At 69.2% G+C, this 23,450-nt stretch carries 26 protein-coding genes; 13 read left to right on the forward strand and 13 right to left on the reverse strand.

Annotated elements, in window-relative coordinates; all coding sequences use genetic code 11:
- Window positions 1-4: 4 nt before the first annotated feature.
- The 6 genes from N802_RS03690 to lepB all read right to left on the reverse strand — a co-directional run bounded on the left by N802_RS03690 (window position 5) and on the right by lepB (window position 5,443).
- A complete protein-coding gene (locus N802_RS03690; protein WP_035912371.1) occupies window positions 5-814 on the reverse strand; it encodes a helix-turn-helix domain-containing protein in 810 nt (269 codons plus the stop codon).
- A gap of 228 nt (window positions 815-1,042) precedes the next feature.
- A complete protein-coding gene (locus N802_RS03695; RefSeq protein WP_035912372.1) occupies window positions 1,043-1,447 on the reverse strand; it encodes a DUF3151 domain-containing protein in 405 nt (134 codons plus the stop codon).
- 17 nt (window positions 1,448-1,464) lie between these two features.
- Window positions 1,465-2,493 carry a class II fructose-bisphosphate aldolase gene (gene fbaA / locus N802_RS03700; protein WP_035912373.1) on the reverse strand — a complete coding sequence of 343 codons (1,029 nt, stop codon included), beginning with the start codon at window positions 2,491-2,493 and terminating at the stop codon, window positions 1,465-1,467.
- A 216-nt stretch (window positions 2,494-2,709) separates the two neighbouring features.
- Window positions 2,710-3,540 (reverse strand): alpha/beta fold hydrolase, encoded by an 831-nt coding sequence (locus tag N802_RS03705; RefSeq protein WP_156971270.1) that lies wholly within the window; start codon window positions 3,538-3,540, stop codon window positions 2,710-2,712.
- A gap of 5 nt (window positions 3,541-3,545) precedes the next feature.
- On the reverse strand, window positions 3,546-4,529 hold the full coding sequence (locus tag N802_RS03710; RefSeq protein WP_052109394.1) for an alpha/beta hydrolase: 984 nt from the start codon (window positions 4,527-4,529) through the stop codon (window positions 3,546-3,548).
- Window positions 4,530-4,771: 242 nt separating this feature from the next.
- Window positions 4,772-5,443, reverse strand: coding sequence for a signal peptidase I (gene lepB, locus N802_RS03715; RefSeq protein ID WP_052109395.1), 672 nt, complete (start codon window positions 5,441-5,443; stop codon window positions 4,772-4,774).
- Window positions 5,444-5,810: 367 nt separating this feature from the next.
- Here lepB and N802_RS03720 point away from each other — a divergent pair, with 367 nt between their 5' ends.
- The 6 genes from N802_RS03720 (at window position 5,811) to N802_RS03745 (ending at window position 9,807) form a co-directional block, all read left to right on the forward strand.
- Window positions 5,811-6,425: a DUF6230 family protein gene (locus tag N802_RS03720; RefSeq protein WP_035912377.1), complete on the forward strand. Its 615-nt coding sequence runs from the start codon at window positions 5,811-5,813 to the stop codon at window positions 6,423-6,425.
- Between the two features lie 179 nt (window positions 6,426-6,604).
- The gene (locus tag N802_RS03725) at window positions 6,605-7,078 is read left to right on the forward strand and encodes a DUF6114 domain-containing protein (RefSeq protein ID WP_281175127.1); all 474 of its coding nucleotides are present in this window, start codon (window positions 6,605-6,607) and stop codon (window positions 7,076-7,078) included.
- A 179-nt stretch (window positions 7,079-7,257) separates the two neighbouring features.
- Window positions 7,258-7,896 carry a DUF6230 family protein gene (locus tag N802_RS03730; RefSeq protein WP_156971272.1) on the forward strand — a complete coding sequence of 213 codons (639 nt, stop codon included), beginning with the start codon at window positions 7,258-7,260 and terminating at the stop codon, window positions 7,894-7,896.
- The gene (locus N802_RS03735; protein WP_211254335.1) at window positions 7,893-8,351 is read left to right on the forward strand and encodes a DUF6114 domain-containing protein; all 459 of its coding nucleotides are present in this window, start codon (window positions 7,893-7,895) and stop codon (window positions 8,349-8,351) included. Before N802_RS03730 ends, N802_RS03735 begins: the two co-directional genes overlap by 4 nt.
- On the forward strand, window positions 8,348-9,079 hold the full coding sequence (locus N802_RS03740) for a hypothetical protein (protein WP_035912387.1): 732 nt from the start codon (window positions 8,348-8,350) through the stop codon (window positions 9,077-9,079). The genes N802_RS03735 and N802_RS03740 overlap by 4 nt, the downstream gene beginning before the upstream one ends.
- Window positions 9,076-9,807: a DUF6230 family protein gene (locus N802_RS03745; protein WP_035912392.1), complete on the forward strand. Its 732-nt coding sequence runs from the start codon at window positions 9,076-9,078 to the stop codon at window positions 9,805-9,807. The genes N802_RS03740 and N802_RS03745 overlap by 4 nt, the downstream gene beginning before the upstream one ends.
- A gap of 82 nt (window positions 9,808-9,889) precedes the next feature.
- Here N802_RS03745 and N802_RS03750 read toward each other — a convergent pair whose 3' ends face one another.
- Entirely contained in the window at window positions 9,890-12,109 is a 2,220-nt protein-coding gene (locus tag N802_RS03750; RefSeq protein ID WP_035912395.1) for a HelD family protein, read from the reverse strand.
- Window positions 12,110-12,268: 159 nt separating this feature from the next.
- Window positions 12,269-13,261, reverse strand: a complete 993-nt coding sequence (locus tag N802_RS19285; RefSeq protein WP_156971273.1) for a helix-turn-helix transcriptional regulator — start codon at window positions 13,259-13,261, stop codon at window positions 12,269-12,271.
- 303 nt (window positions 13,262-13,564) lie between these two features.
- Between N802_RS19285 and purD the strand changes: the two genes are divergently transcribed.
- Window positions 13,565-14,845 (forward strand): phosphoribosylamine--glycine ligase, encoded by a 1,281-nt coding sequence (gene purD / locus N802_RS03760; RefSeq protein ID WP_035912400.1) that lies wholly within the window; start codon window positions 13,565-13,567, stop codon window positions 14,843-14,845.
- Here purD and N802_RS03765 read toward each other — a convergent pair.
- The gene (locus N802_RS03765; RefSeq protein WP_035912402.1) at window positions 14,838-15,767 is read right to left on the reverse strand and encodes an LLM class F420-dependent oxidoreductase; all 930 of its coding nucleotides are present in this window, start codon (window positions 15,765-15,767) and stop codon (window positions 14,838-14,840) included. The two genes, purD and N802_RS03765, sit on opposite strands and share 8 nt — an antisense overlap.
- A gap of 44 nt (window positions 15,768-15,811) precedes the next feature.
- On the opposite strand from N802_RS03765, the gene N802_RS03770 reads away from it, so the two are divergent.
- Complete coding sequence (locus N802_RS03770; protein ID WP_035912405.1) at window positions 15,812-16,255, forward strand: VOC family protein; 444 nt, start codon at window positions 15,812-15,814, stop codon at window positions 16,253-16,255.
- 26 nt (window positions 16,256-16,281) lie between these two features.
- Here the strand turns inward: N802_RS03770 and N802_RS03775 are convergent, their stop codons facing one another.
- From N802_RS03775 to N802_RS03790, 4 genes are read right to left on the reverse strand one after another with little or no spacing between them, the layout of a single operon-like run.
- Window positions 16,282-16,887: an energy-coupling factor transporter transmembrane component T family protein gene (locus tag N802_RS03775; protein WP_035912409.1), complete on the reverse strand. Its 606-nt coding sequence runs from the start codon at window positions 16,885-16,887 to the stop codon at window positions 16,282-16,284.
- A complete protein-coding gene (locus N802_RS03780) occupies window positions 16,887-17,582 on the reverse strand; it encodes an energy-coupling factor ABC transporter ATP-binding protein (RefSeq protein ID WP_035912411.1) in 696 nt (231 codons plus the stop codon). The genes N802_RS03775 and N802_RS03780 overlap by 1 nt, the downstream gene beginning before the upstream one ends.
- A gap of 21 nt (window positions 17,583-17,603) precedes the next feature.
- On the reverse strand, window positions 17,604-18,194 hold the full coding sequence (locus N802_RS03785; protein ID WP_035912414.1) for a biotin transporter BioY: 591 nt from the start codon (window positions 18,192-18,194) through the stop codon (window positions 17,604-17,606).
- Between the two features lie 52 nt (window positions 18,195-18,246).
- Window positions 18,247-19,689, reverse strand: coding sequence for an MFS transporter (locus N802_RS03790; protein WP_052109398.1), 1,443 nt, complete (start codon window positions 19,687-19,689; stop codon window positions 18,247-18,249).
- A gap of 92 nt (window positions 19,690-19,781) precedes the next feature.
- On the opposite strand from N802_RS03790, the gene soxR reads away from it, so the two are divergent.
- The 5 genes from soxR to N802_RS03815 all read left to right on the forward strand — a co-directional run bounded on the left by soxR (window position 19,782) and on the right by N802_RS03815 (window position 23,414).
- Window positions 19,782-20,237 (forward strand): redox-sensitive transcriptional activator SoxR, encoded by a 456-nt coding sequence (gene soxR / locus N802_RS03795; protein ID WP_035912416.1) that lies wholly within the window; start codon window positions 19,782-19,784, stop codon window positions 20,235-20,237.
- 196 nt (window positions 20,238-20,433) lie between these two features.
- On the forward strand, window positions 20,434-21,315 hold the full coding sequence (locus N802_RS03800; RefSeq protein WP_035912419.1) for a phosphoribosylaminoimidazolesuccinocarboxamide synthase: 882 nt from the start codon (window positions 20,434-20,436) through the stop codon (window positions 21,313-21,315).
- Between the two features lie 67 nt (window positions 21,316-21,382).
- Window positions 21,383-21,955: a SigE family RNA polymerase sigma factor gene (locus N802_RS03805; RefSeq protein ID WP_052109399.1), complete on the forward strand. Its 573-nt coding sequence runs from the start codon at window positions 21,383-21,385 to the stop codon at window positions 21,953-21,955.
- The gene (locus N802_RS03810; protein ID WP_035912422.1) at window positions 21,952-22,707 is read left to right on the forward strand and encodes a hypothetical protein; all 756 of its coding nucleotides are present in this window, start codon (window positions 21,952-21,954) and stop codon (window positions 22,705-22,707) included. Before N802_RS03805 ends, N802_RS03810 begins: the two co-directional genes overlap by 4 nt.
- A gap of 38 nt (window positions 22,708-22,745) precedes the next feature.
- The gene (locus N802_RS03815; protein ID WP_035912427.1) at window positions 22,746-23,414 is read left to right on the forward strand and encodes a class I SAM-dependent methyltransferase; all 669 of its coding nucleotides are present in this window, start codon (window positions 22,746-22,748) and stop codon (window positions 23,412-23,414) included.
- Window positions 23,415-23,450 lie beyond the last annotated feature (36 nt).

A 23,450-nucleotide genomic window follows, 5' to 3' on the forward strand; every position in this document is an offset into this window, starting at 1 on the left:
CAGCCTATCTGGTATGCCGTCCGCCCACGGTCGCTGCCGACCTCCCGGACCCCGCGAGGGCGGCCCCGAGCTGGAACCTCGTGTCGACGCCGTGCACCGCCATGAGAGAGGCGACGCGGCGCCGAACGGTCCGAAGCCCCACGCCGAGGAAGCGGGCGATGGCCTCGTCCTTGAGGCCCAGGCCGAGGAGTTCGATGAGTCGGTCGTCGCCGGGCTGGCTCGCGGCGTACGGCACCGCGTGAGAGTGCTCCCACGCGAGGTCGAAGTAGGCCGCCAACGTGGAGATGAGGAGGGGGTCACGAATGAGGACGTAGCCCGACGTCAGGTCGCCCCAGCGCGCCAGGGCCACAGCGCCGACGTCGCCGAAGACGGCGTACTCCGATGCGACTAGGGGGAGGAGGCGCTGCTCCTCCCCGATGGACGCCCACGAGCGCAGCCACTGCATGCCCTGCGGGGTGTCGAGCGATGAGGCCGGGTAGATGGTCCGCTGGATGTTGCCGCTCGCGATCCAGTGCTGGTTGTCACGCATCGTCGTTTCGTCGAGGGCGGGGCCGGCGTCGACGACCATGACGAAGTTGCGGAGGAGCCCGCTCGACTCGTGGATGAGGCGCTGGACCACGGTGGGGGCAAGGTCGTCGCTGATCGCCTCGACCCCGGGTGCGGTCGACGGCAGGTCCGACCCGATGAGCCGGTCCAGCAGGCCGCGGGCCTGGCTGAGATCGCGGAATCTCTCCTCGATGCGTGCGTCTTCGCGGTCGAAATACTCCTCGAGAAGCCGGGTCGGTGAGGTGACATCAGGGGAGGTCAGGTCCATATTCGGCTCCTTTCGTGCGCAAGGCGTTGGCAGGTTGCTGCCAATGGCATCTAAGTGTCGCAGAATTCGATGACGGGGATGCATAGTTGTGGTCACACGGCCGAGGTGGCAGGGGACACAACGGACGTGCTTCACGCTTCGGCGTGGTGCTCCCTGGCAGGGGCAAAGAGAGGGGCTCGGACCGCGGTCCGAGCCCCTCTTGTCATGCCGGGTGGTGCGACAGGCCAGTCACAGGCCCAGTTCGCGCGCTCCGGTCGCCGACGAATCCCGGAGGAAGTCGGCGCACCGACGCTCCTCGCCGGTCTCGCCGATCGCGCCCGCGGCCCGGGACAGGGCGGCGAGGGCTCGGAGGAAACCACGGTTGGGCTCGTGCTCCCACGGCACCGGACCCTGACCGCGCCATCCGTTCTTGCGCAGGGTGTCGAGCGCCCGGTGGTAGCCGGTGCGGGCGTAGGCGTAGCCCTCGATGGTGCGGCCGTCCTCCAGCGCGTCCTCGGCGAGGGTTGCCCACGCGATCGGAGAGGCCGGGTATGCCGTCGCGACCTGGTCCGCGGCCACGCCGGCTTCCAGCTTGCTCGCCGCCGGGTCGTCGGGGAGGCGGGTCTCGGGGATGCCGAGAAGGTTGTCACTCATGGTCTGCTCCTGCTGACTCAGGCGTGGGTGCCGGCGGAACGGAGGTTCTCGCAGGCCTCGACGACGCGCCGAGCCATGGCGGCCTCGGCTTCCTTGCCCCAGGCGCGGGGGTCGTACTGCTTCTTGTTGCCGACCTCGCCGTCGACCTTGAGGACGCCGTCGAAGTTGCGCATCATCCACTCGGCGACGGGGCGGGTGAAGGCGTACTGGGTGTCGGTGTCGACGTTCATCTTGATGACGCCGTAGTCGACGGCAGCCGCGATCTCCTCGGCGGTCGAGCCGGAGCCACCGTGGAAGACGAGGTCGAAGGGGCGGGCGTCGGCGGCGAGGCCGAGCTCGCCAGCTGCAGCCTCCTGCGCCGACTTGAGAATCTCGGGGCGGAGCTTGACGTTGCCCGGCTTGTAGACGCCGTGGACGTTGCCGAAGGTCAGGGCGGTCAGGTAGCGGCCCTCCTCGCCAGAGCCGAGAGCCTTCACCGTCGCGATGGCGTCCTCGGGCGTCGTGTAGAGCTGGTCGTTGATCTCGTTGGCGACGCCATCCTCCTCGCCACCGACGACGCCGACCTCGATCTCGAGGATGACGTTGGCGGCCTTGCACAGCGCCAGGAGTTCGTCCGCGATCTGCAGGTTCTCCTCAAGTGGCACGGCCGAGCCGTCCCACATGTGGCTCTGGAAGATCGGCAGCCCTCCGGCCTTGACCCGCTCGGTGCTCGCCGCGAGGAGCGGGCGGACGAAGCCGTCGAGCTTGTCCTTGGGGCAGTGGTCGGTGTGGAGCGCGATGTTGACCGGGTAGTTCTTCGCGACCTCCTCGGCGTAGGCCGCGAGGGCCTTGGCCCCGGTGACCATGTCCTTGATCGTCGCGCCGGAGGCGTATTCGCCACCACCGGTCGAGACCTGGATGATGCCGTCGCTGCCGGCCTCGGCGAACCCGCGGATCGCCGCCGTCACCGTCTGGCTCGAGGTGATGTTGATGGCCGGGTAGGCGAACGAGCCGGCCTTGGCTCGGTCGAGCATGTCGGCATAGATCTCGGGGGTGGCGATGGGCATGGGGTCTCCTTGTCAGCGGCGAGCCGGATTGGGGCCGATCTTTCCACGCGGGGTTGGGGCAGCGACAGGGAGCGCCCACCGACCGGTCGGCGACTCTGGCCCTCGGGCAGCTGGCCCCACCTGAGCACCCCCCGACTTTGTGCCCCATTGGGACACTTCGGCCGGGCCCTCGGCCCGATCGAGGTGTCCCAATGGGGCACAAAGTCGGGGCAAGAGTCAGGAAGCGGCCGTGATCGACGGCGCTGCCGCGGGGCGTCGACCCGCGTCGGCTCGCCGCATCGTGCTGAGCGCGTGCTCGACGACCCGCTCGGGCACGTCGAGCTGCGGGCAGTGTGCCGCACCCTTGAGGGTCGCGTGGAGAGCTTGGGGCAGTCGGCGGCGCGCGACCTTCGCCTGTGTCGGCAGGAGGATCGCGTCGCGGTCGCCCCAGAGCACTGCGGTGGGCATCTGCGGTGTGCCTCTGTACTGGTAGAAGGGCAGCCGGATGTAGTTGGCCAGGAACCCCGGCGCGCGACGGATGTTGAGCGCGTCGTGGACGAAGTCGTCCTGCGTGAGCAGCTCCGTGTGGGCATACAGCGGCCACATGATGAGTCGCCGACCCACTGGATGACTGCCGAAGAGTCGGATGACGAACGTCGGGGAGTAGGACAGGGCCTTGAGAGTGGTGAGCACCCCTGCGGCCCAACCCAATCCGGCCGGAGACCAGAATCCCGCGGGGGCCAGCGCGGTCACTGAGCGCACCGACCCGCGTGCCCCGAGTTCGAGTGCGATGGCACCGCCGAGAGAGTTGCCGATGACGTGCGGCTGATCCAGACCGAGCTCGTCGAAGAACTCCTCGATCTGTGCGCACTGGTCTGCGAGCGACCAGCCGTGCCCGCTGCCGGGCTTCGGCGACGCGCCGTGTCCCGGTAGATCGATCGCGATGACGTCGTAGTCGTCCTTGAGCAGCTCGGGCACCGTCTCCCACACACGGCCCGAGTGGCCGATGCCATGGATGAGGACGACGGGCTCGCCAGTACCGGTGCGGCTGTAGTGAATCGTCGACATGGCGGTCACGCCGCCTGTGCGGCCGTGGCCGTCGCCGCGCTGACGCGCTCGGTGATGAAGTCTGTCGCCGTCGTGAGGGCCCGCTTGCTGTCGGGGGTGATGTGCGAGAGCACCGGGAAGGCGTGCACCGTTCCGGGCCAGATGGTCAGCCGGGTCGGCACGCCGGCGGCGGCAAGACGCTCGGCCATCAACTCCGCGTCGACGAGGAGGATCTCGTCGGCCGAGGCAGTCATGAGGACCGGCGGCAGGAGCGACAGGTCCTTGGCTTCCACCGGCGCGATGGTGAGGTCGGCCTCGGGCAGCTTGTGCAGCACCGCGGCGATGCCCGCCAGTCGGTTGACCGGGATGAAGACGTCCTTGCGGGCATTGGCGTGGGCGCGCTTGGACTTCGTGCAGAAGTCGGTCCACGGTGAGAAGCCCACGAGTCCCGCTGGCCGCTCGCCGAGGGCGGAGGCAGCCAGCCCGGTGGTGAAGGTGAGCATCCCGCCCGCCGAGTCGCCGGCGATGACGATCCGGTCGGGTGCGACACCGACGACGTCGACGAGGTGGCGCCACGCCTCGACCGCGTCGGCCTTGGCCTCGGCGTAGCCGCCGATCGGGTGCTGGCGATAGTCGACGGTGAGGACGGGCAGCCCTGTCGCGAGGGCGATGCGTTCGACGACTCGACGGTGGCTGCGGAGTCCGCAGAAGGCGAACGCGCCGCCGTGGAAGTAGAGAACTGCGCCGCGCTCCTTCGCGTCCTCCACGCTGAGCTCGGCGGGACGCACCAGTTCTGCCCGCCACGTCGGCGCATCGACCTTGTCGTGCACCGTGCCGCGCAGCCGCGGAACGGGGGCGAAGACGGCGTCGATGCCCCGCATCACCGGTGCCAGGGGGCCATGGAGCGGCCACGACGTGAGGGTCGGCCGCACGAAGATGCGGCACAGCCAGCGCACGATGAGGGCGGGCAGGCCCTTGCCTGCGGGGATGACGTCGGTCTGCAGCGACAACGCGGACTCCAGCGTGGAGACGGGGGCGGACTCCGTCGTCCACCGTGAATGCCGCGAGCCTACTGAGCGGTAGCCAAGCCTTCACATACTCGAAGACGACAAGGTATGCCGTCCGCCCGCGTCCGCGGGATCGGTCGCTCTGGCGACCACATCTCCGGACGCAAGCGCGCGGCATACCGGCGGCGTCCGCAACTGTGGTCGCTCCGGCGACCACATCCCCGGACGCAAGCAGGCAGGTCCGTTCAGCCGACCGGGCGGAGGGTGACGTCGTGTGGAACGCGGCCGAATTCACCCAGCGGCAGGATGCGGAAGTTCAGCGAGGCGCCCACGCGGTCGGCGGCGACGAAGCCGAAGACGCGCGAGTCGTCGGATGCCCCCCAGTTGTCGCCGACGATCCAGTACCGGCCGGAGGGCACCGTGACTCGGGTGGGCTCGGGGGTGCCCTTCCCGTCGGGCGTGCAGCAGGTGTCCTTGTTGCCGGCCAGGCGCGCTGTCCAGGAAGGGTTGTCGACGATCTGGTCCGCATCGCCTCCGGACGGCCGGACGACCACCACGGGCCGGTCGTTCTCGACCCGGATCTCGACGGTGTCGCCCGGCATGCCGATGACACGCTTGACCACGACGCCCACATCCTCCACCCGGGCTCCGACGAGGTCGAAGCGCTGCACTTCCGAGCCGCCGCCGAGGACGTCTGTGACCAGGCGATCGCCGGGCGCGAGGGTGGGCTCCATGCTGCGGCCGGACACCTGCACCGAGAACGTCAGCGCGGCAATGACCGCGACGACCGCCAGCACGACGATCGCGGCGAGGAGCCCTGCGGCGATGGTGAGTCCACGACGGCGGGGCTCGTCGAACTCGTCGTCGAACGGCCAGTCGGAGGCACCGTGGGACTGGTCCGGGGCTTCGATGGTCACGGCGTGGGGTCCTCTGCTCGATCCCGGAACCCCCACAGGAGTGGGCCGGGCGCGCGCAGTTTAGGGCAACGATCGCGCGAGCGCTAGGTTCCAACCCGCCCTCATTTTTGGACCCAAGACCTACCGCAGTTACTGGCCGGTATGTCAATCTTTCGACGCGCGGAGCATCACCGGTCCCGACCGGGGTTGCCGAGCCGGGCGGCAAAGATGCCTCACCTCCTTGCGAGGGACGTCGTCGACGCCTCCCTCCGCGCGGAGGTGAGGGCTCCTGCCCTTTCCTTCAGGCCGTCTCCGCCTCGGAGGCGGCTTCCACGGTGACCGAGTGGTCACCCCTGTGCCCAATGGAGGGTTCATGAAGGAATTCGGAATGGGTCGCACCCGCGCCGGCAAGTTCGCTGCCGTCTCGGTTCCGGCTCTCGCAGTCAGCCTCGGCTTCGGCGTTGCCATCGCCCAGGGCCTCGTCAGCGCGACGCTCTCGTCGGCCAACGGCTTCGAGCTGGCAGGCTCGAAGACGACGGCGACGAGCATGAAGCTCGGCCTCGGTACCGCGCAGGTCGCCGGTGCAGCCGGCGCCACTGACAAGCAGGCGGCCGTCGCCGACATGGCCGGGACCAAGCTCACCGGCATGTGCATGGCTGCCAACGACACGATCCCTGTGTTCGGCAACATCGGCGTCAAGATCGCCACTGCCCCCGCCGACATCACCGACGTCGGCGCCGTCACGCTCAACGCGGCATCGATCACGGCCGGCACCACTGACCTGCCGAAGACGACGGTTGGTCAGGCCGCGTCGGAGGCTGGCGTGTCCAGCAGCTCCGCCAACCCGAACGGGTTCGCGCTCACCTCCGTGAGCCAGTCGGGCACCGACCTTGTCGACCTCACGGGCATGAACGCGACGGCCTACGCCCTCACCCTCGAGAGCGGCCTGACCCTGAGCAGCCTCAACGTCACGCCGACCACGTCGACGGCGACCTGCGGCTGATCCAGCTTCATCGTCGTCCGACCGCCGCCAACCCGGCAGGTGGCGGTCGGACGACGCAGCTCCTCTCGGGCGTCACCCGGCAATACCCGCTCATCACCCAAGCACCGCCTCCACACGCACCACCCAGAAAGACCACCTGTCATGGCTGAGCTCGCCCCCACGCACCCACTCCCGCCCCGATCGCACCCCCCGCTACGCGGAAGCGCAGCCCTTGGGCGCGGTTCACGACGTGGCGTCGCCGTCGCCCCTTCTGGGGTGCCCTCATCCTCATCCTCGGCGGGTGGCTGGTCATGCGCCCCGTCGTGGGCGCGACGAGCATGCTGCTCAGCCTGGGCGTCGGTGGGGTCTCGGCCTACGTCCTCGGGCTCGGCATGATCGCCGCCGCCCTGACCGCCCTCTTCCTCCCGGCCCAGCGCCACTTCCCGGCGATCATGGCGGTCCTGATGTCCCTCGCGTCCCTCCCACTCGCCAACCTCGGCGGCTGGGTCGTCGGCATGCTCTGCGGCGTCGTCGGCGCCTCGATGATCTTTGCCTGGACGCCCTACTCGGAGGCGGAGGTCGAGAAGCACAACGCCAGGGAAGCGCGCCGCACCTCGCGCCAGCGCGCTGCTCGCTCGGCCAAGGGAAGTGTCGCCAAGGGGAGTGCGGCCTGATGCGATTCCGTCGCCGCTCGCACGGCAGCCATCGCTCTCGAACCCGCATGCCCGTCGCCTCACGTGTCCGTGCGGCCAGTGGCGCCTGGGCCGATCAGTTGCGTGCCGACGCAGCCGCGCGCACCGAGACGATGGTTGACTCGGCGCTCAGCACTCGACGAGGTACTCGAAGGCGAGTCGTGGCACCCGCCGTCGCCGGGTTCGCCGCACTGGGGGCCATGTTCACCCTGGTGACCCAGAACGCACTGGCGGTGAACTTCACGTCGGTCGACACGGCATACAAGGTCTATACGAACAAGATCTCCGGAACGCACGGCGCCGGCTTCATCGACGAGCAGCAGACCAAGAACAACGGCAAGGTTGCCGTCTCCGAGATGGGCTTCGCCGAGGCAAAGCTCGCCGGCCTGTGCGCCATCGCTCACCAGAATCTCCCAACGGTCGGAGACGTGTCCTTCGTCCTGCGTGCCGGAGAAACTGTTGACGGCACCCTCGAGGCCGGAGCGGAACAGGTCAGTGCGACCAAGCTGTTCTTCGCGTCTCCCGGACTGTCCGGGTACGGCGACGAGATTGCCTCCCTCAATCTCGGGCAGTCGGCCGACTCCGTGACCATGAACGGCGACACCTTCCCGGCGCCGATGGCAGGGGCGCCCGGCGCATTCGGTCTGCAGGCCAAGGTCCTCACCATCAGCAACCTCAAGTCCCAGGCCTATGGCATCGACCTGCAGGGATCGATCAAGCTCCCCAACCTCCGGATCCAGATCGTGCCGGGCAAGAAGGACCACGCCGACTGCGCCACGCTGGCGAACCCCGCGTCATGAGCGCCGCAACCGCCTCTCCTGCAAGGGGATCCGTTCGTGAGTTCGCCGGCTCGTTCCGTCGGCTCTTCCGAGCGTTCCGCCAGACCCGACCGTTCTGGGGCGGTCTGCTGCTGATCCTCGCCGGGGTCTGGATCATCAGGTTGATGTCGTTCAGCTTCGGGTTCGTCATCACCGGTGGCTGGAACGCCACGGCCGGCTATGTGCTCGGTGGTGCGCTCATCATCTTCGGCCTCGCCGTCTGGGCATCCCCGCTCTATGCGCCGCTGCTCGGGCTGTTGTCCGTGCTCGTGGCGCTCGCCGCCTTCATCAGTGCCAACCTCGGCGGCTACCTCGTCGGCAGTCTGCTCGGCGTCCTCGGCGGCTCCATGGTGTGGGCCTGGGGCGAGAAGCGGCCCAAGGGTCCGAAGCGTTCCAGGGTTTCCCGTCGTCGACAGGTCGACGGATCGGCCTCGTGAAGGCTCGCGTCGTCTGTGGTCGGAGAGTGCAACGGTTTGCCGTTGTCCTCGCCCTGTTCGCAGTGCTCTCGGGGTTGCTCGTGTTCCCGATCCGGGGTGAGTCGTCGGCACGGGCACTGACGGACACCCACCAATGCGGGGCGAACGACGCCAACCGGGCGACTCTGAGGACTCACCACGGGGGCATCCAGATGCGCCCCTGCCTGACTGGCACCAACGTCAACATGAACATCCCCCTTGGCCCCTGGGGCTACGGCTCGTACCCGTTCTGTGCGCTGGGGTGCTACGAGCGGCGCTTCCAGGTCGACGAGATCCGCCGCATCGGGCAGGAAGCAGTCAGGATGGCGGACGGGTCCACCCAGAACCTGTGGCACTTCTCGTTCGCCCGTTTCCAGGTCAACAAGGCGATGACGTTCAGGACGACCAACGGCACGGGCCACACCGCCTCCTTCATCCCGGACGCCTTCTCCCAGCTCGGTGGCAAGAACGACCAAGGCGTCGTCATGTACACCGACCTGTGGATCACCGACGGCTCCTTCGGGATCAGTGGTTTCTGCGGCACCCCTGTTGCAGCCGACAGCTTCCTGGTGGCCCTGGTTCAGGGCTCCGACATCGCCGGGTGCCAGATGAACCTCAACATCAAGTACCTGGTGACCTACAACGCCACTCCGGGGGCCACTGGTCAGTACCCCCTGCGCATGCCGAAGACGACGGTGACCGTCCAGTGACCGAGAAGGCCTCGAACGAGCAGTCGCCGCCGACCCGCGCCGCACACGGCACGCGCTGGGGCCGTGCTGCATTCGTTGCCCTGCCCGCCCTTGCGCTCATGGGCGGCACCCTCGGGATGCTCAAGTCCAACGTCATCGCCTCGCAGATCACCGTGCAGAAGGGCACAGCCGAGTTCTCCACGGGGCGCGTCCACGGGGACGTCGTCGCGATGGGGATCGTCACCGTCCCGGTGAGCACGGGGGTGGCCGGACAGTCGACGCCGAAGCCGGTGTTGCGCACCGGATTTGCAGGCGCCAACCTCAACGGCTTCTGCTTCTCGCAGATCCAGCAGCTCGCCGGGGTCAACTGGACGATCAAGGTCACGTCGGGCGACGACAACCCCAACACCTTCGAGTCGACCGGCAAGAACATCGTCTTCGACGTCACTGAGATCAGGGGCACGTCAGACCCCGGCATCAACCTCGACGGCCTCGTCGAGATCGGGCCACGGGCATCCTCGCTGCGGACGATCCCCGATCCCAACGACCCGACGAAGTTCCTCGACAACCCGCTCGAGGCGCCGACCACCGGCAACTACCTCGGGATCCAGGCGTCGATCGGCGAGCTCTACCAGTTGCGCGGCAAGGTCTACGACATGCAGATCGGTGGCCCGCTCAACCTGCCGAACCTCGACATCACCGTGACCCGCAACGGCCAGACCTGCAACCAATTGCCCATCAAGAACTGACTCTGGTCACCAACGGCTCCCGCAACGTCAGCGGGAACGGCCGCTAGAGCGACCGTTGACGCTGACGTTGCGAGGGGGCGGGTCAGGTGGTGCTGGGGCGAAGGACAGTCATGCGGTGGGCGGCGCGGGTGAGCACGACATAGAGGACGCGCACCCCACCCGGCGACTCCTCGATGATGCCGTCGGGGTCGACGACCACCGTGGCGTCCCACTCAAGACCCTTGGTCGAGAGCGGGTCGATGACCTGGACCCGTCCGTCGCCGGCGCCCTCGAGATGCGCCAACCGGTCAGCCCACCGTGTCGGCGTGATGACCGCGATCGACCCCTCGACCTCGCCGAGCAACTCGTCGACGGCCGCCTCCGCAGCAGCCACGGGCGGCGCCTCGACAGCCCGGTCGATCGGGTCGACACCGGTCTCTCGCACGGCGGCCGGGATGTCCGCGTCGGGCACCAGCGGCAGGATCACATCGCGCGCGTAGTCGAAGATCTCACGTGCGTTGCGGTAGTTGGTGTCCATGTGGAAGCGGCGCAGTTCTTGCGACCCATAGGCCTCGCGCCGTGCCGCCAAGGCCTCGTCGAGATCCCCCCACGACGCCTGCGCGGCGTCGCCCACGACGGTCCACGACGCGTTGCGTCCCCGACGGGCCAGGGTGCGCCACTGCATGGGGGAGAGGTCTTGTGCCTCGTCGACGAGGACGTGGGCGCTGCTCGACGGGCGCTCGATGCGGCCGTGGAGGAGGCGTTCGCGGGCGTCGGTCGGGGTGATGACACTGCGGGACGACGCGTCGGGGCCGCGTCGTCCGACGCCCGCCCGCACGTCAGTCACGCCATAGGCGGACAGGTCGTCGAACTCCTCGATCTCATAGAAGCCGCGCTCCTCGGCCTCGGGCTCCTGCACCTGTCCGAGCCTCGCAGAGACATCGTCGATGAGAGCGACGTCGGCGACCGACCACGTGCCGAGCTGGAGCGCCTCACGCATCGATCCGGCGATCGCGGCCGCCTCCTCGTGGTCGAGGACGCCACGTGCCAGGCCGGAGGTGTGGTCGGTGTCGGCGAGAGCCAGAAGCACCTCGCGAGGGTCGATCTGCCGCCACCACGTCTGCATGAACTCGTCGACGTCGCGGGACGAGTCGAAGGCATCGAGGAACTCGTCGCGGTCGCCTTGCCGCACCGACTTCCACGCCTCCTGGGCGAGGGACTCACGGGCCTGAGCAGTGGCGAGATTGTGCTGTCCCGATCGCAGCACCTGGCGCCGGATGCGGTGCAGGACAGGCTCGTCGAGGCGGACGGCGTGCCCGTTGACGAAGACCCGGAACTGCTTCGGAGCTCCCACGGGAGGCCGTGACGCCGCACGCGAGAGCAGGCGACGAATCCGCAGTGAACCCTTGATCGCCGCCACCTCGGGCGAGTCCAGTCGCACCGCGGTGACCCCGTCGACGAGGTCTCCGAGGGCACGCAGCGCCACGCTGTCCTCGCCGAGTGAGGGCAGCACGCGTTCGATGTAGGCCGTGTAGGCCGCGGACGGGCCGACCACGAGGATCCCGCCGGACTCGAACCGGCGACGTTCCGAATAGAGCAGGTATGCCGCACGGTGCAGCGCGACGACCGTCTTGCCGGTGCCGGGGCCGCCGGTGATCTCGGTGACGCCTCGCGAGGGGGCCCGGATCGCTTCATCCTGGTGGCGCTGGATCGTCGCGACGATGTCGCGCATCTGCCGCCCACGGGACCTGGTCAGGGCCGCGATGAGCGCGCCGTCCCCGAGGACCACGAGGTCGTCCGGCGCCTCGGGGACCATGAGGTCGTCCTCGGCGCCGACGACCGTCGCGCCCTTGCAGCGGAGGACGCGGCGGCGGATGACGCCCATGGGGTCGACCGGGGTCGCCCGATAGAAGGCCGACGCGGCAGGGGCCCGCCAGTCGATGACCAACGGCTCGTAGTCGTCGTCGCGCACCCCGAGTCGCCCGATGTGCCGGACCTCGCGTTCGGCGGCCGGAGTCCCCATGTCGCCGAGGTCGAGTCGACCGAAGACGAGCCCTTCGTATTGCTTCTCGATCGCGGAACGGCGCTTCGCGGCGGCATACACGAGAGCGTCGCGTTCGAAGAGCCCAGTGAGCTCCTCGTCGCGGACATCCCCGGTGCGGCTCGTCCGACCGCGCGCCAGGCCCTCGGCCTCGACGTCGGCCACGCGGGACGACGCCTTCTCGAGTTCGGCGTAGACGCGGTCGACGTGTGCCTGCTCAAACGCGATCTCGCGGGCGACGTCCGCCGTGGTGTCGGTGGCGCCGGAGCGAGTGGTCGTCACGGTCGAGGCCCTCCCTGCAGAGCTGCGTGTGGTGGCCGTGTGCTCAGCACACGGAAGCGTCGAGTCTACGCGGGCGTGGCGCCCACCGAGGCCACGGCGGCCACACCTGAGACGGTCACACCCGCGACGGTCACACCCGCTACGTCCGCAGGGCCGAGCTCACAGGAAGCCGCGCCGCACCGCGTTGGTCCCGGCCTGGAAGCGGGTGGTCGCTCCGAGCTCCTCCATGATCGTGCGTACTCGACGTTCGACGGTGCGCTGCGAGATCGCGAGCTGTCGGGCAATCGTCGCGTCGCTCGCGCCGGCGGCGAGCAGAGCGATGATCTCGCCGTCGCGTTGGGTGAGCCGGTGCAGGGCCGGCCCGCTGGGGGTGCGTGGCAGAGGGGTGCTCAGCGAGAAGAGGCCGATGCACATGTCCATGAGGGCGCTGGCGAGTTGGCGCTGCTGGACATAGAGCGAACCGCCCCCGCCCGGCTCCAGGTGGCTGATGTCGATGACGGCCGCCGCGCGGTCCACCGCGAGGACCGAGAAGGCCAGGTGGGGGGTGAGGCGCACGTCGATCCCGTCGGCACGCAGGGCCGACAGCGCGTTGAAGGCCCCCTCGACCTCGAGGATCGACTGCTCGAAGACGACGAGCCTCTCGAGGCTCGGGTGGGTCTTGGTCGGTCGCGCCGCGATGATCGACTCCGCGTGCCGGATGACGACCTGGTCCATCCGGTCGCTGCGCGCCACGAGACGGACGATGCGGCTCTCTGCCCGCCCGGAGGCGCGGAAGAAGGCCGACTCGATGTCGGCAACGCTGTCGAGCAGGGAGACGTCCTGACTGGTGCGTGCGGTGCCCCCGGTCGAGCGGGCTTCGTAGTAGGTGTGGGCGAGCCCCTCGATGGCCGAGCGGGTGGCGCGTGCCTGTCGCTCGAGGTCGGCGGCGTAGGCGGGCAGGGTCGTGTCGGGCGGGTGGACTTCGATGACGTCCCTTCGGCTGGCGTCGATGAGCCTGCGGGACTGGAGCGATCCCAGGGCGGCCGCGACCTCCTCCTCGGAGTAGCCCTCCTGGAGCAGGAGGCTGCGGCGGGGGGCCTTGAGCCGGAGCAGGAGCATGTAGACGCGAGTGGTGAGCTCGTCACCCACAGGGCGTTCGTCCGGCACCGTCACGGGCACAGACTATGGCGGGATCACGACATTGTCAGGAATCCGCCGTGTCTCAGTTTGAATGAACCATGAACGACGTGTCATGGTGGTTCACGTCGACCTCGTCGACGTTCGCGCAGAGCCCCGGTTCCCCCCAACCGTGATGGCCGCGCGGACGGGCGCGGCGCACCCGGGGGTACCCCCCTGCTCCCCGGGCGCGTCGCGCCCACACTTTTTTCTCGGACCCTTGGCGTATGCCGTGTGCGGACGGCCGCTTCGGCTCACCGTCTGCAGCCTGCACTTGGAGCGCATCTAGAGTTGGCGCCCATGAAGGTCCTCGTCATCGGTTCGGGTGCTCGTGAGCACGCCATCGTCCGCAGCCTCGTCGCCGACCAGGCGGTGGACGCCGTGATCGCCGCCCCGGGCAATCCGGGCATCGACCAGGTCGCACTCTGTGAACCCCTCGCCGACGCCACGGACGCCGCCGCCGTTCTCGCGGTGGCACAGCGCCACGAGCCTGACCTGGTCGTCATCGGCCCCGAGGCTCCGCTTGTCGCCGGTGTCGCGGATGTGTTGCGGGACAACGGCTTCGATGTCTTCGGACCATCGGCCGAGGCGGCGCGTCTCGAGGGCAGCAAGGCCTTCGCCAAGGAGGTCATGTCGGCGGCGGACGTGCCCACCGGCCTGGCGCACCTCTGCACGACGCTGGAGGAGGTCGCCGAGTCGGTGGACGCCCTGGGCTCCCCCTACGTCATCAAGGACGACGGACTGGCCGCAGGCAAGGGTGTCGTCGTCACCGAGGACCGTGAGGCCGCACTGGCCCACGCCGAGATGTGCCTCGCCAAGGACGGCGGCCGCGTCGTCGTCGAGGAGTTCCTCGACGGCCCCGAGGTGTCGCTCTTCGTCCTCAGTGACGGGGTGACCGCGCTGCCGCTCTCACCCGCGCAGGACTTCAAGCGGGTGGGGGACGACGACGCTGGACCCAACACCGGGGGCATGGGTGCCTACAGCCCGCTGAGCTGGGCGCCCGAGAGCCTCACGGACGACCTCATGTCGCGGGTCGCTCAGCCGACGATTGACGAAATGCGACGCCGGGGCACTCCGTTCGTCGGGGTCCTCTTCATCGGCCTGGCCATCACGTCGCGCGGTCCCCGCGTCATCGAGTTCAACGCCCGCTTCGGTGACCCCGAGACCCAGGTCGTCCTCGCGCGGCTCCTCACCCCGTTGGGCGGCCTGCTCAAGGCGGCCGCCACTCAGCGCCTTGACGACTTCCCCCGTCTCCGGTGGGCCGATGAGCACGCTGTGACCGTCGTCGTGGCCTCCCACAACTACCCGGGGACGCCGCGCACGGGTGACCCGATCGTGGGGCTCGATGACATCGCCACCGTGCCCACGGCATACGTGCTGCATGCCGGAACCGCACGAGATGGTGACGGGACCCTCGTCTCCGCCGGTGGGCGGGTGCTCTCCGTCGTCGCAACGGGCGCGGACCTGACGGAGGCTCGCGAACGCGCCTATGCCGCCGTGGACCTCATCCAGCTCGACGGCTCGCACCACCGCACTGACATCGCCCTCAAGGCTGCCCGCGGCCAGATCGCGATCAGCTGACCTGCGGCAGGACCGTCGACGCGAACTCCTCGATGTGGTCGAGGTCCGACAGGTCGAGCACCTGGAGATAGAAGCGCGTCGCCCCGACCTCGGCGAAGCGGCCGATCCGGTCGACGATCTCGTCGGTGGAGCCCGCGAGGCCGTTGCTGCGGAGCTCGTCGACGTCGCGTGAGATGGCGTCGGCGCGGCGTCGCAGGGTGGCCTCGTCGTTGCCGACGCAGAGCACCTGCGCGACCGACAGGGTCAGCTCGTCGGGGTCGCGGCGGTGGTCCTCGCACGCGGCGCGAACGCGCGTGAACAGTTCGCCGCTCACCTCGGGGGAGTCGAACGCAGCGTTGAACTCCTCCGCATACCGCGCGGCCAACGCGGGCGTGCGCCGCTTGCCGCTGCCGCCGACGATGATCGGCACCCCGCCCGCCTGCGCAGGGGCGACGAGGCCGGGGGCGTCGGCGATCGGGTAGTGCGAGCCGTCATGGCTGAACGTCTCACCCTGCGGCGTGGTCCACAGCCCGGTGATGACGGCGAGCTGCTCCTCGAGTCGGTCGAACCGCTCCTTCACGTCGGGGAAGTCGATCCCGTATGCCGTGTGCTCGGCCTCGAACCATCCCGCACCTAGGCCGAGCTCGACTCGACCCCCGGACATCTGGTCGACGCCGGCGACCGCGATGGCGAGCGGTCCTGGCAGGCGGAAGGTCGCGGCGGTGACGAGCGTCCCGAGGCGGAGGCGGCTCGTGTCACGGGCGAGGCCGGCCAGCGTGATCCACGCATCGGTGGGTCCGGGAGTGCCATCGCCGCTCATGTGGAGGTAGTGGTCGGACCGGAAGAACCCGTCGAACCCGGCGTCCTCGGCGGTGCGCGCGACGGCGAGGAGATCGTCGTAGGTCGCACCCTGCTGTGGCTCGGTGAAGATCCGGAAGTCCATGAACCCACATTAGGGCTGTCGGTGCCTCTCGCTACTTTGGGGAGATGGATGGGGACCCGGTGCTCGGCATCACGTTCGACTGCGTCGACGCGCAGGTGGTGGCCACGTTCTGGTGCCGAGCGCTCGGTTATGTCGAGGCGCCCCCGCCCACAGGGTGGTCCGACTGGCCGAGTTTCTTGCGCGACCATGACGTGCCCGAGGAGGAGTGGGGTGACGGGGCGGCCATCCGACCGGCGACCGGAGAGGGTCCGACGATCAGCTTCCTCAAGGTCCCGGAACCCAAATCGGTGAAGAACCGCGTGCACCTCGACGTCAAGGTCAGCGGAGGCCGCCATGTCGATCAGGAGCTGCGGCTCACGAGGATCAGGGCCAAGGAGTCCGACCTCGTGGCCCACGGTGCGACGACTCAGCGAGAGGACGTCGTCGACGGGCACCTCGACCACCTCGTCATGACCGATCCAGAGGGCAACGAGTTCTGCATCGCCTGACTTTCCCCGACCAACAAGTCGTGCTGTCAGTCGTCGACGCCGCGGGCGGCCAGGGCCTCGCCGAGACGGTCGGCGTGCCGCAGCGACCGGACGATCAGTGGGACTGCGAAGGCGCGCGGGCTGGCGCGCAGGCCGCGGGCGTACTGCGCCTCACGTACCTCCTCGGCGAGCCCGATGACGACGTGCACCGAGCGGATGCCCAGCGCGAGCATGAGGCCGACCCGCTCGGGGTCGACGCCGAACCGACGCAGCCACCCGGCCATGCGGACGACGACGTCGACCATCGCCGTCGTCCGTGTCGTCAGGGTGACCAGACCGGCGAGGAGGACGAGCGACACGAAGGAACCCACGACCCCGACGCCGGCCTGCCAGGACGCGAAGATCCACTGAACGGCAAACAGCGGCAACGCAATCCACGCCAGCGAGCGAACCTGACGAAGGAGGACTCGGAGCGGCAGGCACGCGACGGCATACCCGAGGAGGACGAGCGTGAGGGCGAGTGCGACCTGCCAGGGCGACCGCCAGATGGTCAACGCGATCCCGGTCGCGAGGAGGACGAGCAGCTTGGGGCCGGCACCGACTCTGTGGATGACCGACGAGCCGGGGAGATAGAGGGGAACGGGCGCGGACATCAGCGCATCGCGAGTTCGCGGTAGGCCGCGACGGCCTCGGTGGGCTTGCCGTCGTTCGCGATTCGTCCGTCGTCGAAGACCAGCACCCGGTCGAAGCCGTCGAGCAGGTCGAGGTGGTGGGTCACGAGGACGACCTGCTGCGGGAGGTCGTCGACGAGCCGCCGGACCATCGCGGCGTTGCGGAGATCGAGCAGCGTCGTGGGTTCGTCGAGCACGAGAAGGTCCGGCTCGGTCACGAGGACGCTGGCGAGGGCGAGGAGCTGCTTCTGGCCGCCGGAGAGCAGGTGCGCCGGGTGGTCGGCGTGACCCTCGAGCCCGTATGCCGTGAGCGCGCGTCGGGTGCGCTCGTCCCGTTCCGCTCGGCTCAGGCCACGACGACGCAGGCCGAAGGCGATGTCCTCGGCGACGGTCGGCATGACGATCTGGGCATCGGGGTCGGTGAAGCAGAAGCCGACCCGGCGCCGAACCTCAGGACCGTCCCGGACGGTGTCGCGTCCGTCGATCGTCACGGTGCCGGAGTCGGGCTGGACGAGGCCGTTGAGCAGGCGCACGAACGTCGACTTGCCGGAGCCGTTGGCGCCGATGATGCCGATCCGGGGTTCGGCGAGCCTGACGCTGACGTCACGCAACACCTGCCGTCGCGTCGACCCGTCGCCGAAGGAGTGGCTGACGGACTCGACGCGGATCTCGGGCATGGTGCGCGGCAGCGGAGCGGGTCAGGCGGCGATGCGCTCGGCCGCTGCCGCACTGCGCTCGGCGCGGGCCGGGATGAGGCCCGGGTAGGCGGCGTGGACGCCGGCCGCGACGAACGCCGTGACGACGGCCTTGGCGAGGTCACCGGGGATGAATGCCGCGGCGATCGTGGTGGCCTTGACGAGGGACACGTCGAGGACGAGTGCCATGCCGACGATGCCGATGGCGTTGAGGGCGATGATGCCGCCGAGGATGTTGGCCATGACGCCGAGCGTGAGCTTGTAGGGCCGCCCGATGCGCTCGGTGAGCAGGCCGACGAGGAAGGCGGCGATCGGGAAGCCGATGAGGTAGCCGACGCTCGGCCCGGCGAACACGCCCAGACCGCCGCGGCCGCCGGAGAGGAGCGGGAGACCGACGGCGACGAGCGCGAGGAAGAGCAGCACGGAGAGTGCGCCGCGCTTCGATCCCAGGATCGCGCCGGCGAGCATGATGCCCATCGACTGCGCGGTGATCGGCACGGCACTGCCGAACGGGGCGAAGGCCGGGATGAGGCCGAGGGCGGCGATGATTCCGGTGAAGATGGCGATCAGCGCGAGGTCGCGGGACTTGAGCATGGGACGGAGTGTGCCAGTCCGCCGAGGGCCGTGGCACCTCCGTCCGGACCAGTCAGAGGGCTCGCACGCGTAGCCGGGGCGTGATCGTGAGGGCGATCACGGCCGCAGCGATGGCGATACCCATGAGTACGGCGAAGAGGCGGCCGTCGAGGCTGTCGTGCCGGGCAGCGATGAGGGCTCCGCCGCCCACCATCGTGAGGGCGCTGCCCAGGCTGGCGCCGATCTGGGATGCCGCGGTCGCCTGACCCTGCTCGTGCCGCGGAGCGAGCGTGAAGATCTCCGTCGCGAGGCTGGGTGAGGCCAGCCCCATGCCGGTGGCCGCCAGGGCCCAGCCGGTGAGTCCCGGAACCATCCCGACCACGTCGAGGGCGAGCAGGACCGGGCCGATCCCGCCGATCGCGATGAACGCCAGTCCCAGGCGCACGCGACCGGCGGCGTCGAGTCGGCTCTGAACGGCATCGAGGCTGTGGACGGCCGACCCCCCGGCCCAGAAGACGCCGGTGACGCTGAGGCTGATGCCCGCGAGGGCTGGGCCGACGTCGTGCGTCACGTCGAGCATGAGGGGGAGATAACCCCCGATGCCGCCGAACGCGATGACGAGCAGCGTGCGCAGAGCAACAACGGCCGGTATGCCGTGTGCCGCGGTGAGCGTTCCGGGTGGCAGTGCCGCTCGGATCGTGACCACGAGCAGAACCGCGCCCATCACGAGGCTGGACAGGCCGGCATACCGATGAGGCCCTCCGTCGAAGGCGAGTGGGCCTCCGACGCTGAGAAGCGCGACGGCTCCCGCAAGACCGACGGCGGGGACGAGGGGCTTGTCGCTGTTCGACGTGCTCGTGCCGTCAGTGGGTGGCCCGCTGACGCGCCGCAGGCCGGGCAGGAGGAGGAGCAGCGCAGGAACGAGAAGGAAGGTCGGCAGGAGGAAGACGAGTCGCCATCCGACGAGGGACTCGGCGACGCCGGCCGCCCCCGGACCCACAAGGCTCGGCAGGATCCAGGCGGCCGCGAAGGTCGCGAAGACCTTGGCGCGGAGGTGCTCGGGGAGGGCGCGGGCCGCGAAGACGAGGGTCGAGACGTCGATCAGCCCCTCGGCCACTCCTGAGATGCCGCGCCCGACGATGAACACCGCCATCGCGGGGGCGCTCGCGGTGACGACCTGGGCGACGGCGAAGGTGCCCAGACCGGCGAGGAGGACGGCACGCGACCCGATCCGGTCGACCCACCGCCTCGCCATGGCGACCGCCACCATGAACGTGACCATGGAGGCCGCATTGGCCGGCCCGAACCAGGCCAGCCCGTCGAGCTCCCGGGCTGCGGTCGGAAGGATGCTGATCGTGGCGCGGTTCTCGAACGCCCCGAGGGTCACGAGCGCGACGACGCCGACGGCGACCGGGAGGTGCTTGGCACTGAACAGGCGCTCAGGAGTGAGGGAATCGTCGGTTGTCGACGACACGGTCGTGGTTGTGGGGGAAGGTGCGGCGGCCGTCGAGGTCATGGGCGGCATCCTGATATCTCAGGCGCACTGGAGATCAAGCCCGCGGGTCCGGCATCTCAAGTGAACTTGAGGTGAACGCCTAGGGTGGGGCCATGGACAAGCACGACCTCCTGCCCATCGGTGACGTCGCTGCCCGCAGCGGTGTCTCCGTCCCCACCGTCCGCTTCGATGAGGAGCGCGGACTCATCCACAGCGAGAGGAACGCCGGGAACCACCGCCGGTATGGACGGCATACATTGCGTCGGATCGCGGTCATCCGCGCAGGGCAACGGTTCGGACTGAGCCTCGCCGAGATCGGGGAGGCGCTCGCGACGTTGCCGACCGACCACCCGCCGACCAAGCGGGACTGGACGCGGATGTCGGCGCGGTGGCACGACACCCTGACCGCGCGCATCGAGGCCATGATCGAGGTGCGCGACGGACTCACGGGCTGCATCGGCTGCGGGTGTCTGTCGGTGACGACGTGCCCGATCTACAACCCCGGCGACGAGCTCTCGGCCGAAGGCGCGGGGGCCCAGCGCTGGCCGGAGGACGCGAGGGGCGAGTGAGCCGCGCTGAGGTCAACCCCGGGCTGGCGTGCCGAACTCACCCAATAGGACGGACCCGTACCGAACTCACCCAATAGGACGGACTCGGACCGAACTCACCCAATAGGACGGACTCGTACCGAACTCACCCAATAAGACGGTTCGGGGACATGAGTGGGGTGAAGTGTCGGGGGGAGTGGCTGCGAGAATCTGCGACATGACTTCGGACGCTCCGCTCGAGATCCCCGGATTTGCGCACCTCTACTCCGGCAAGGTTCGAGACCTCTATGTCCCGGACGGGCGCGACGACCAGTTGCTGCTCGTCGCGTCCGACCGGATCTCGGCGTTCGACTTCATCCTCGACCCGCCGATCCCGGACAAGGGCGCGGTGCTGACCCAGCTGTCGCTGTGGTGGTTCGAGCAACTGGCCGACCTCGTGCCGAACCACGTCGTGTCGACCGACGTGCCGGACGTGGTCCAAGGGCGCGCAGTGCTCGTGCAGCGTCTCGAGATGGTGCCGGTGGAGTGTGTGGCTCGCGCCTATCTGACGGGCGGCGGGCTGCGCGAATACCAAGCGGACGGCACCGTGAGCGGGCTGGAACTCCCGGAGGGGCTGCGCGACGGCGACCGGTTCGACGTGCCGATCTTCACGGCGTCCACGAAGGCCCCGGTCGGGGAGCACGACGAGCCGATGCCCTACGAGGATGTCGAGGCCGCCGTCGGCACTGCGCGAGCGGCCGAGCTGCGCGACATCACGACGCGGATCCTCACTCGTGGCAACGAGATCGCCGCCGAGCGCGGCATCCTCATCGCGGACACCAAGGTCGAGTTCGGCGTCGATGCGACTGGTGGCCTGGTGCTGGCCGACGAGGTGCTCACCCCCGACTCGTCCCGGTTCTGGCCGGCCGACCAGTGGGAGCCGGGGCACACGCAGCCGAGCTTCGACAAGGAGTTCGTGCGCGAGTGGCTGCTGTCGCCCGAGAGCGGCTGGTCGAAGTCGTCCGGGGAGGCGCCGCCGGCGTTGCCGATCGAGGTGGTCGAGCGGACGCGGGCGAAGTATGTCGAGGCCTACGAGCGCCTCACCGGCCGCACCTTCTGATCGTTTTTCCGCGAGACTAAACCTCGGGAGACGCGCACAGCGTCTGCACGGGTATGGGGTACTGGTCATGACGCGAGACGAGACGGACGCACGCTTCAGCGTTTTCGCTGCCGAAGCGATCGTTCGCCTGCGCCCCCTGGCACATGCCACGGCGCGAGACGCCCACCGCGCTGACGATCTCGTCCAGACAACCCTCGAGAAGATGTATGCCGCGTGGCCGCGGATCGAGCGCACCGCGTCCGATCCCATGGCCTATGCCCGGACAGTGCTCGTGCGGTCGCTGATCTCCGAGCGGCGACGACTGTCCTGGAGTCGCGAGGTTCTCGTCGATGCCGGGTTCTCGAGCGCGAACCTCGCCGCTGAGCGCGCGCCGGACCATGGCGAGGCGGTGTCAGCGCGCTTGGCACTCCATGAAGCATTGAGGCGGCTGCCACCACGCCAGCGGATGGCCGTCGTCCTGCGACATCTCGAGGACCTGTCCGTCGAGGAGGTGTCCCGACTCATGAACTGTTCGCCGGGCACGGTCAAGAGCGCGACGAACGCGGGCGTGCGAGCGCTGCGCTCACTCCTCGCTGACGACGTGTTGAACGGGGACGACGTGTTGAACGGGGACGACGTGATGAACGGAGTTGACCGATGACGAACGACCTACTTTCCGAGCGCGCTCAGGACGAGTATCGCGAGGTGCCCCGGCCCGGCTTCTCCGTCGAGGACCTCCTGCGTGGGGGTCGCCGCCGGATCCGGCGACGCCGGGCTGTCCGAGGGGTGGGCGTCGTCGCTGCCGTCGCAGCGGTCGCCCTCGCAGCAGGACCCGGTCTGGCGCTTCTCCGAGACACCCCTGGAACGACGTTGCCCGGTGGGCCGGCCTCACCGACTCCCACGTCGACCGTCTCGGTCGGCTGCCTGAAGCCGTCGGACCTCGCCGGGTGCGACGCGCGGATCCGGGCGTGGGCTGCCGGGTCCAAAGGAACGTGGGACCTCAGCCAGAGCGAGTTCGAGGTCGTGACGCCCAGTCAGCCGGAGAACGTTCGCTCCATCTCGGTGACGCGTGACCGTCGTCCCGAGGGCGGTCGCATCACTGAGTACCTCCAGATCAGCCTCGTCCCCGGAGACTTCGAACTTCACGAGGAGCTCCCTGAACTCCGCTTCCCCCCCGACCCGCCGGATGCGCTGTCGGATGGGTCCCCGATCCGAATCGCGCCCATGGCTCCCGAGACTCACATGGAGGGAACGGTGCTCGAGGCGGTCGATGGCCGTCGTGCCGCCGTGATGATCCTCCTCAAATCCGATGACACCAGCACGAACACGCTGACTCCTGGGATGGCGCCCCTTCCGGAGGGGTGGGATGAGGACGTGCGGGCCCTGCTGGAGGCCCTGATCGCGCCGCGCTGAGCACCGGGTCATCGTGCTCCTCGGGCTACGGTCGTGGAATGAGCACTGAACCGCGGCGCTGGCAGACCGAGGCTGACCGGCTCGCCAACGCGAGTCTTGAGAAGGGCGATCCGACGGGGTGGTTCGAGCAGCTCTATGCCGCGGGTGAGTCGGGCGCGGTCACGATGGCGTGGGACCACTCGGAGCCCCACTCCCTGCTCGCTGACTGGACCAATGCGGGCGCCGTGGATGGGACGGGCAAGCGTGCCGTTGTCGTCGGATGCGGACTGGGGGCCGGCGCGGAGCACGTGGCCGGGCTGGGTTTCGCGACGACCGGTTTCGACCTGTCGCCAACGGCGATCCGCACGGCGAAGTCACGCAACCCCGAGTCGTCGGTCGACTTCCGCGTGGCCGACCTCTTCGAGCTGCCCGACGACTGGCGACGCTCGTTCGACCTCGTGGTGGAGATCTACACCGTTCAGGCCCTGCCGAGAGATCTGCGCGAGCAGACGGTCGGAGCCGTGGTCGACCTGGTTGCGCCGGGGGGTGCGCTGCTGGCGATCCAAGGCGTGCGTGCGCCTGACGACGACGGGTCCGGACCGCCTTGGCCACTGACGCGCGACGAGATCGAGCTGTTCTCGGGCTCCGGGCTCCGCAGGGTCGCCCTTGAGAAGCTCCGTGACGCACAGGGCTTCACTGACTGGCGGGCCGAGTTCACTCGGGGCTGAGCGCGTTCCATGACTTTCGGGCTGCGTCAGGATCCG

The sequence above is a fragment of the Knoellia sinensis KCTC 19936 genome (assembly GCF_000768705.1).
Classification (GTDB): Bacteria; Actinomycetota; Actinomycetes; order Actinomycetales; family Dermatophilaceae; genus Knoellia; species Knoellia sinensis.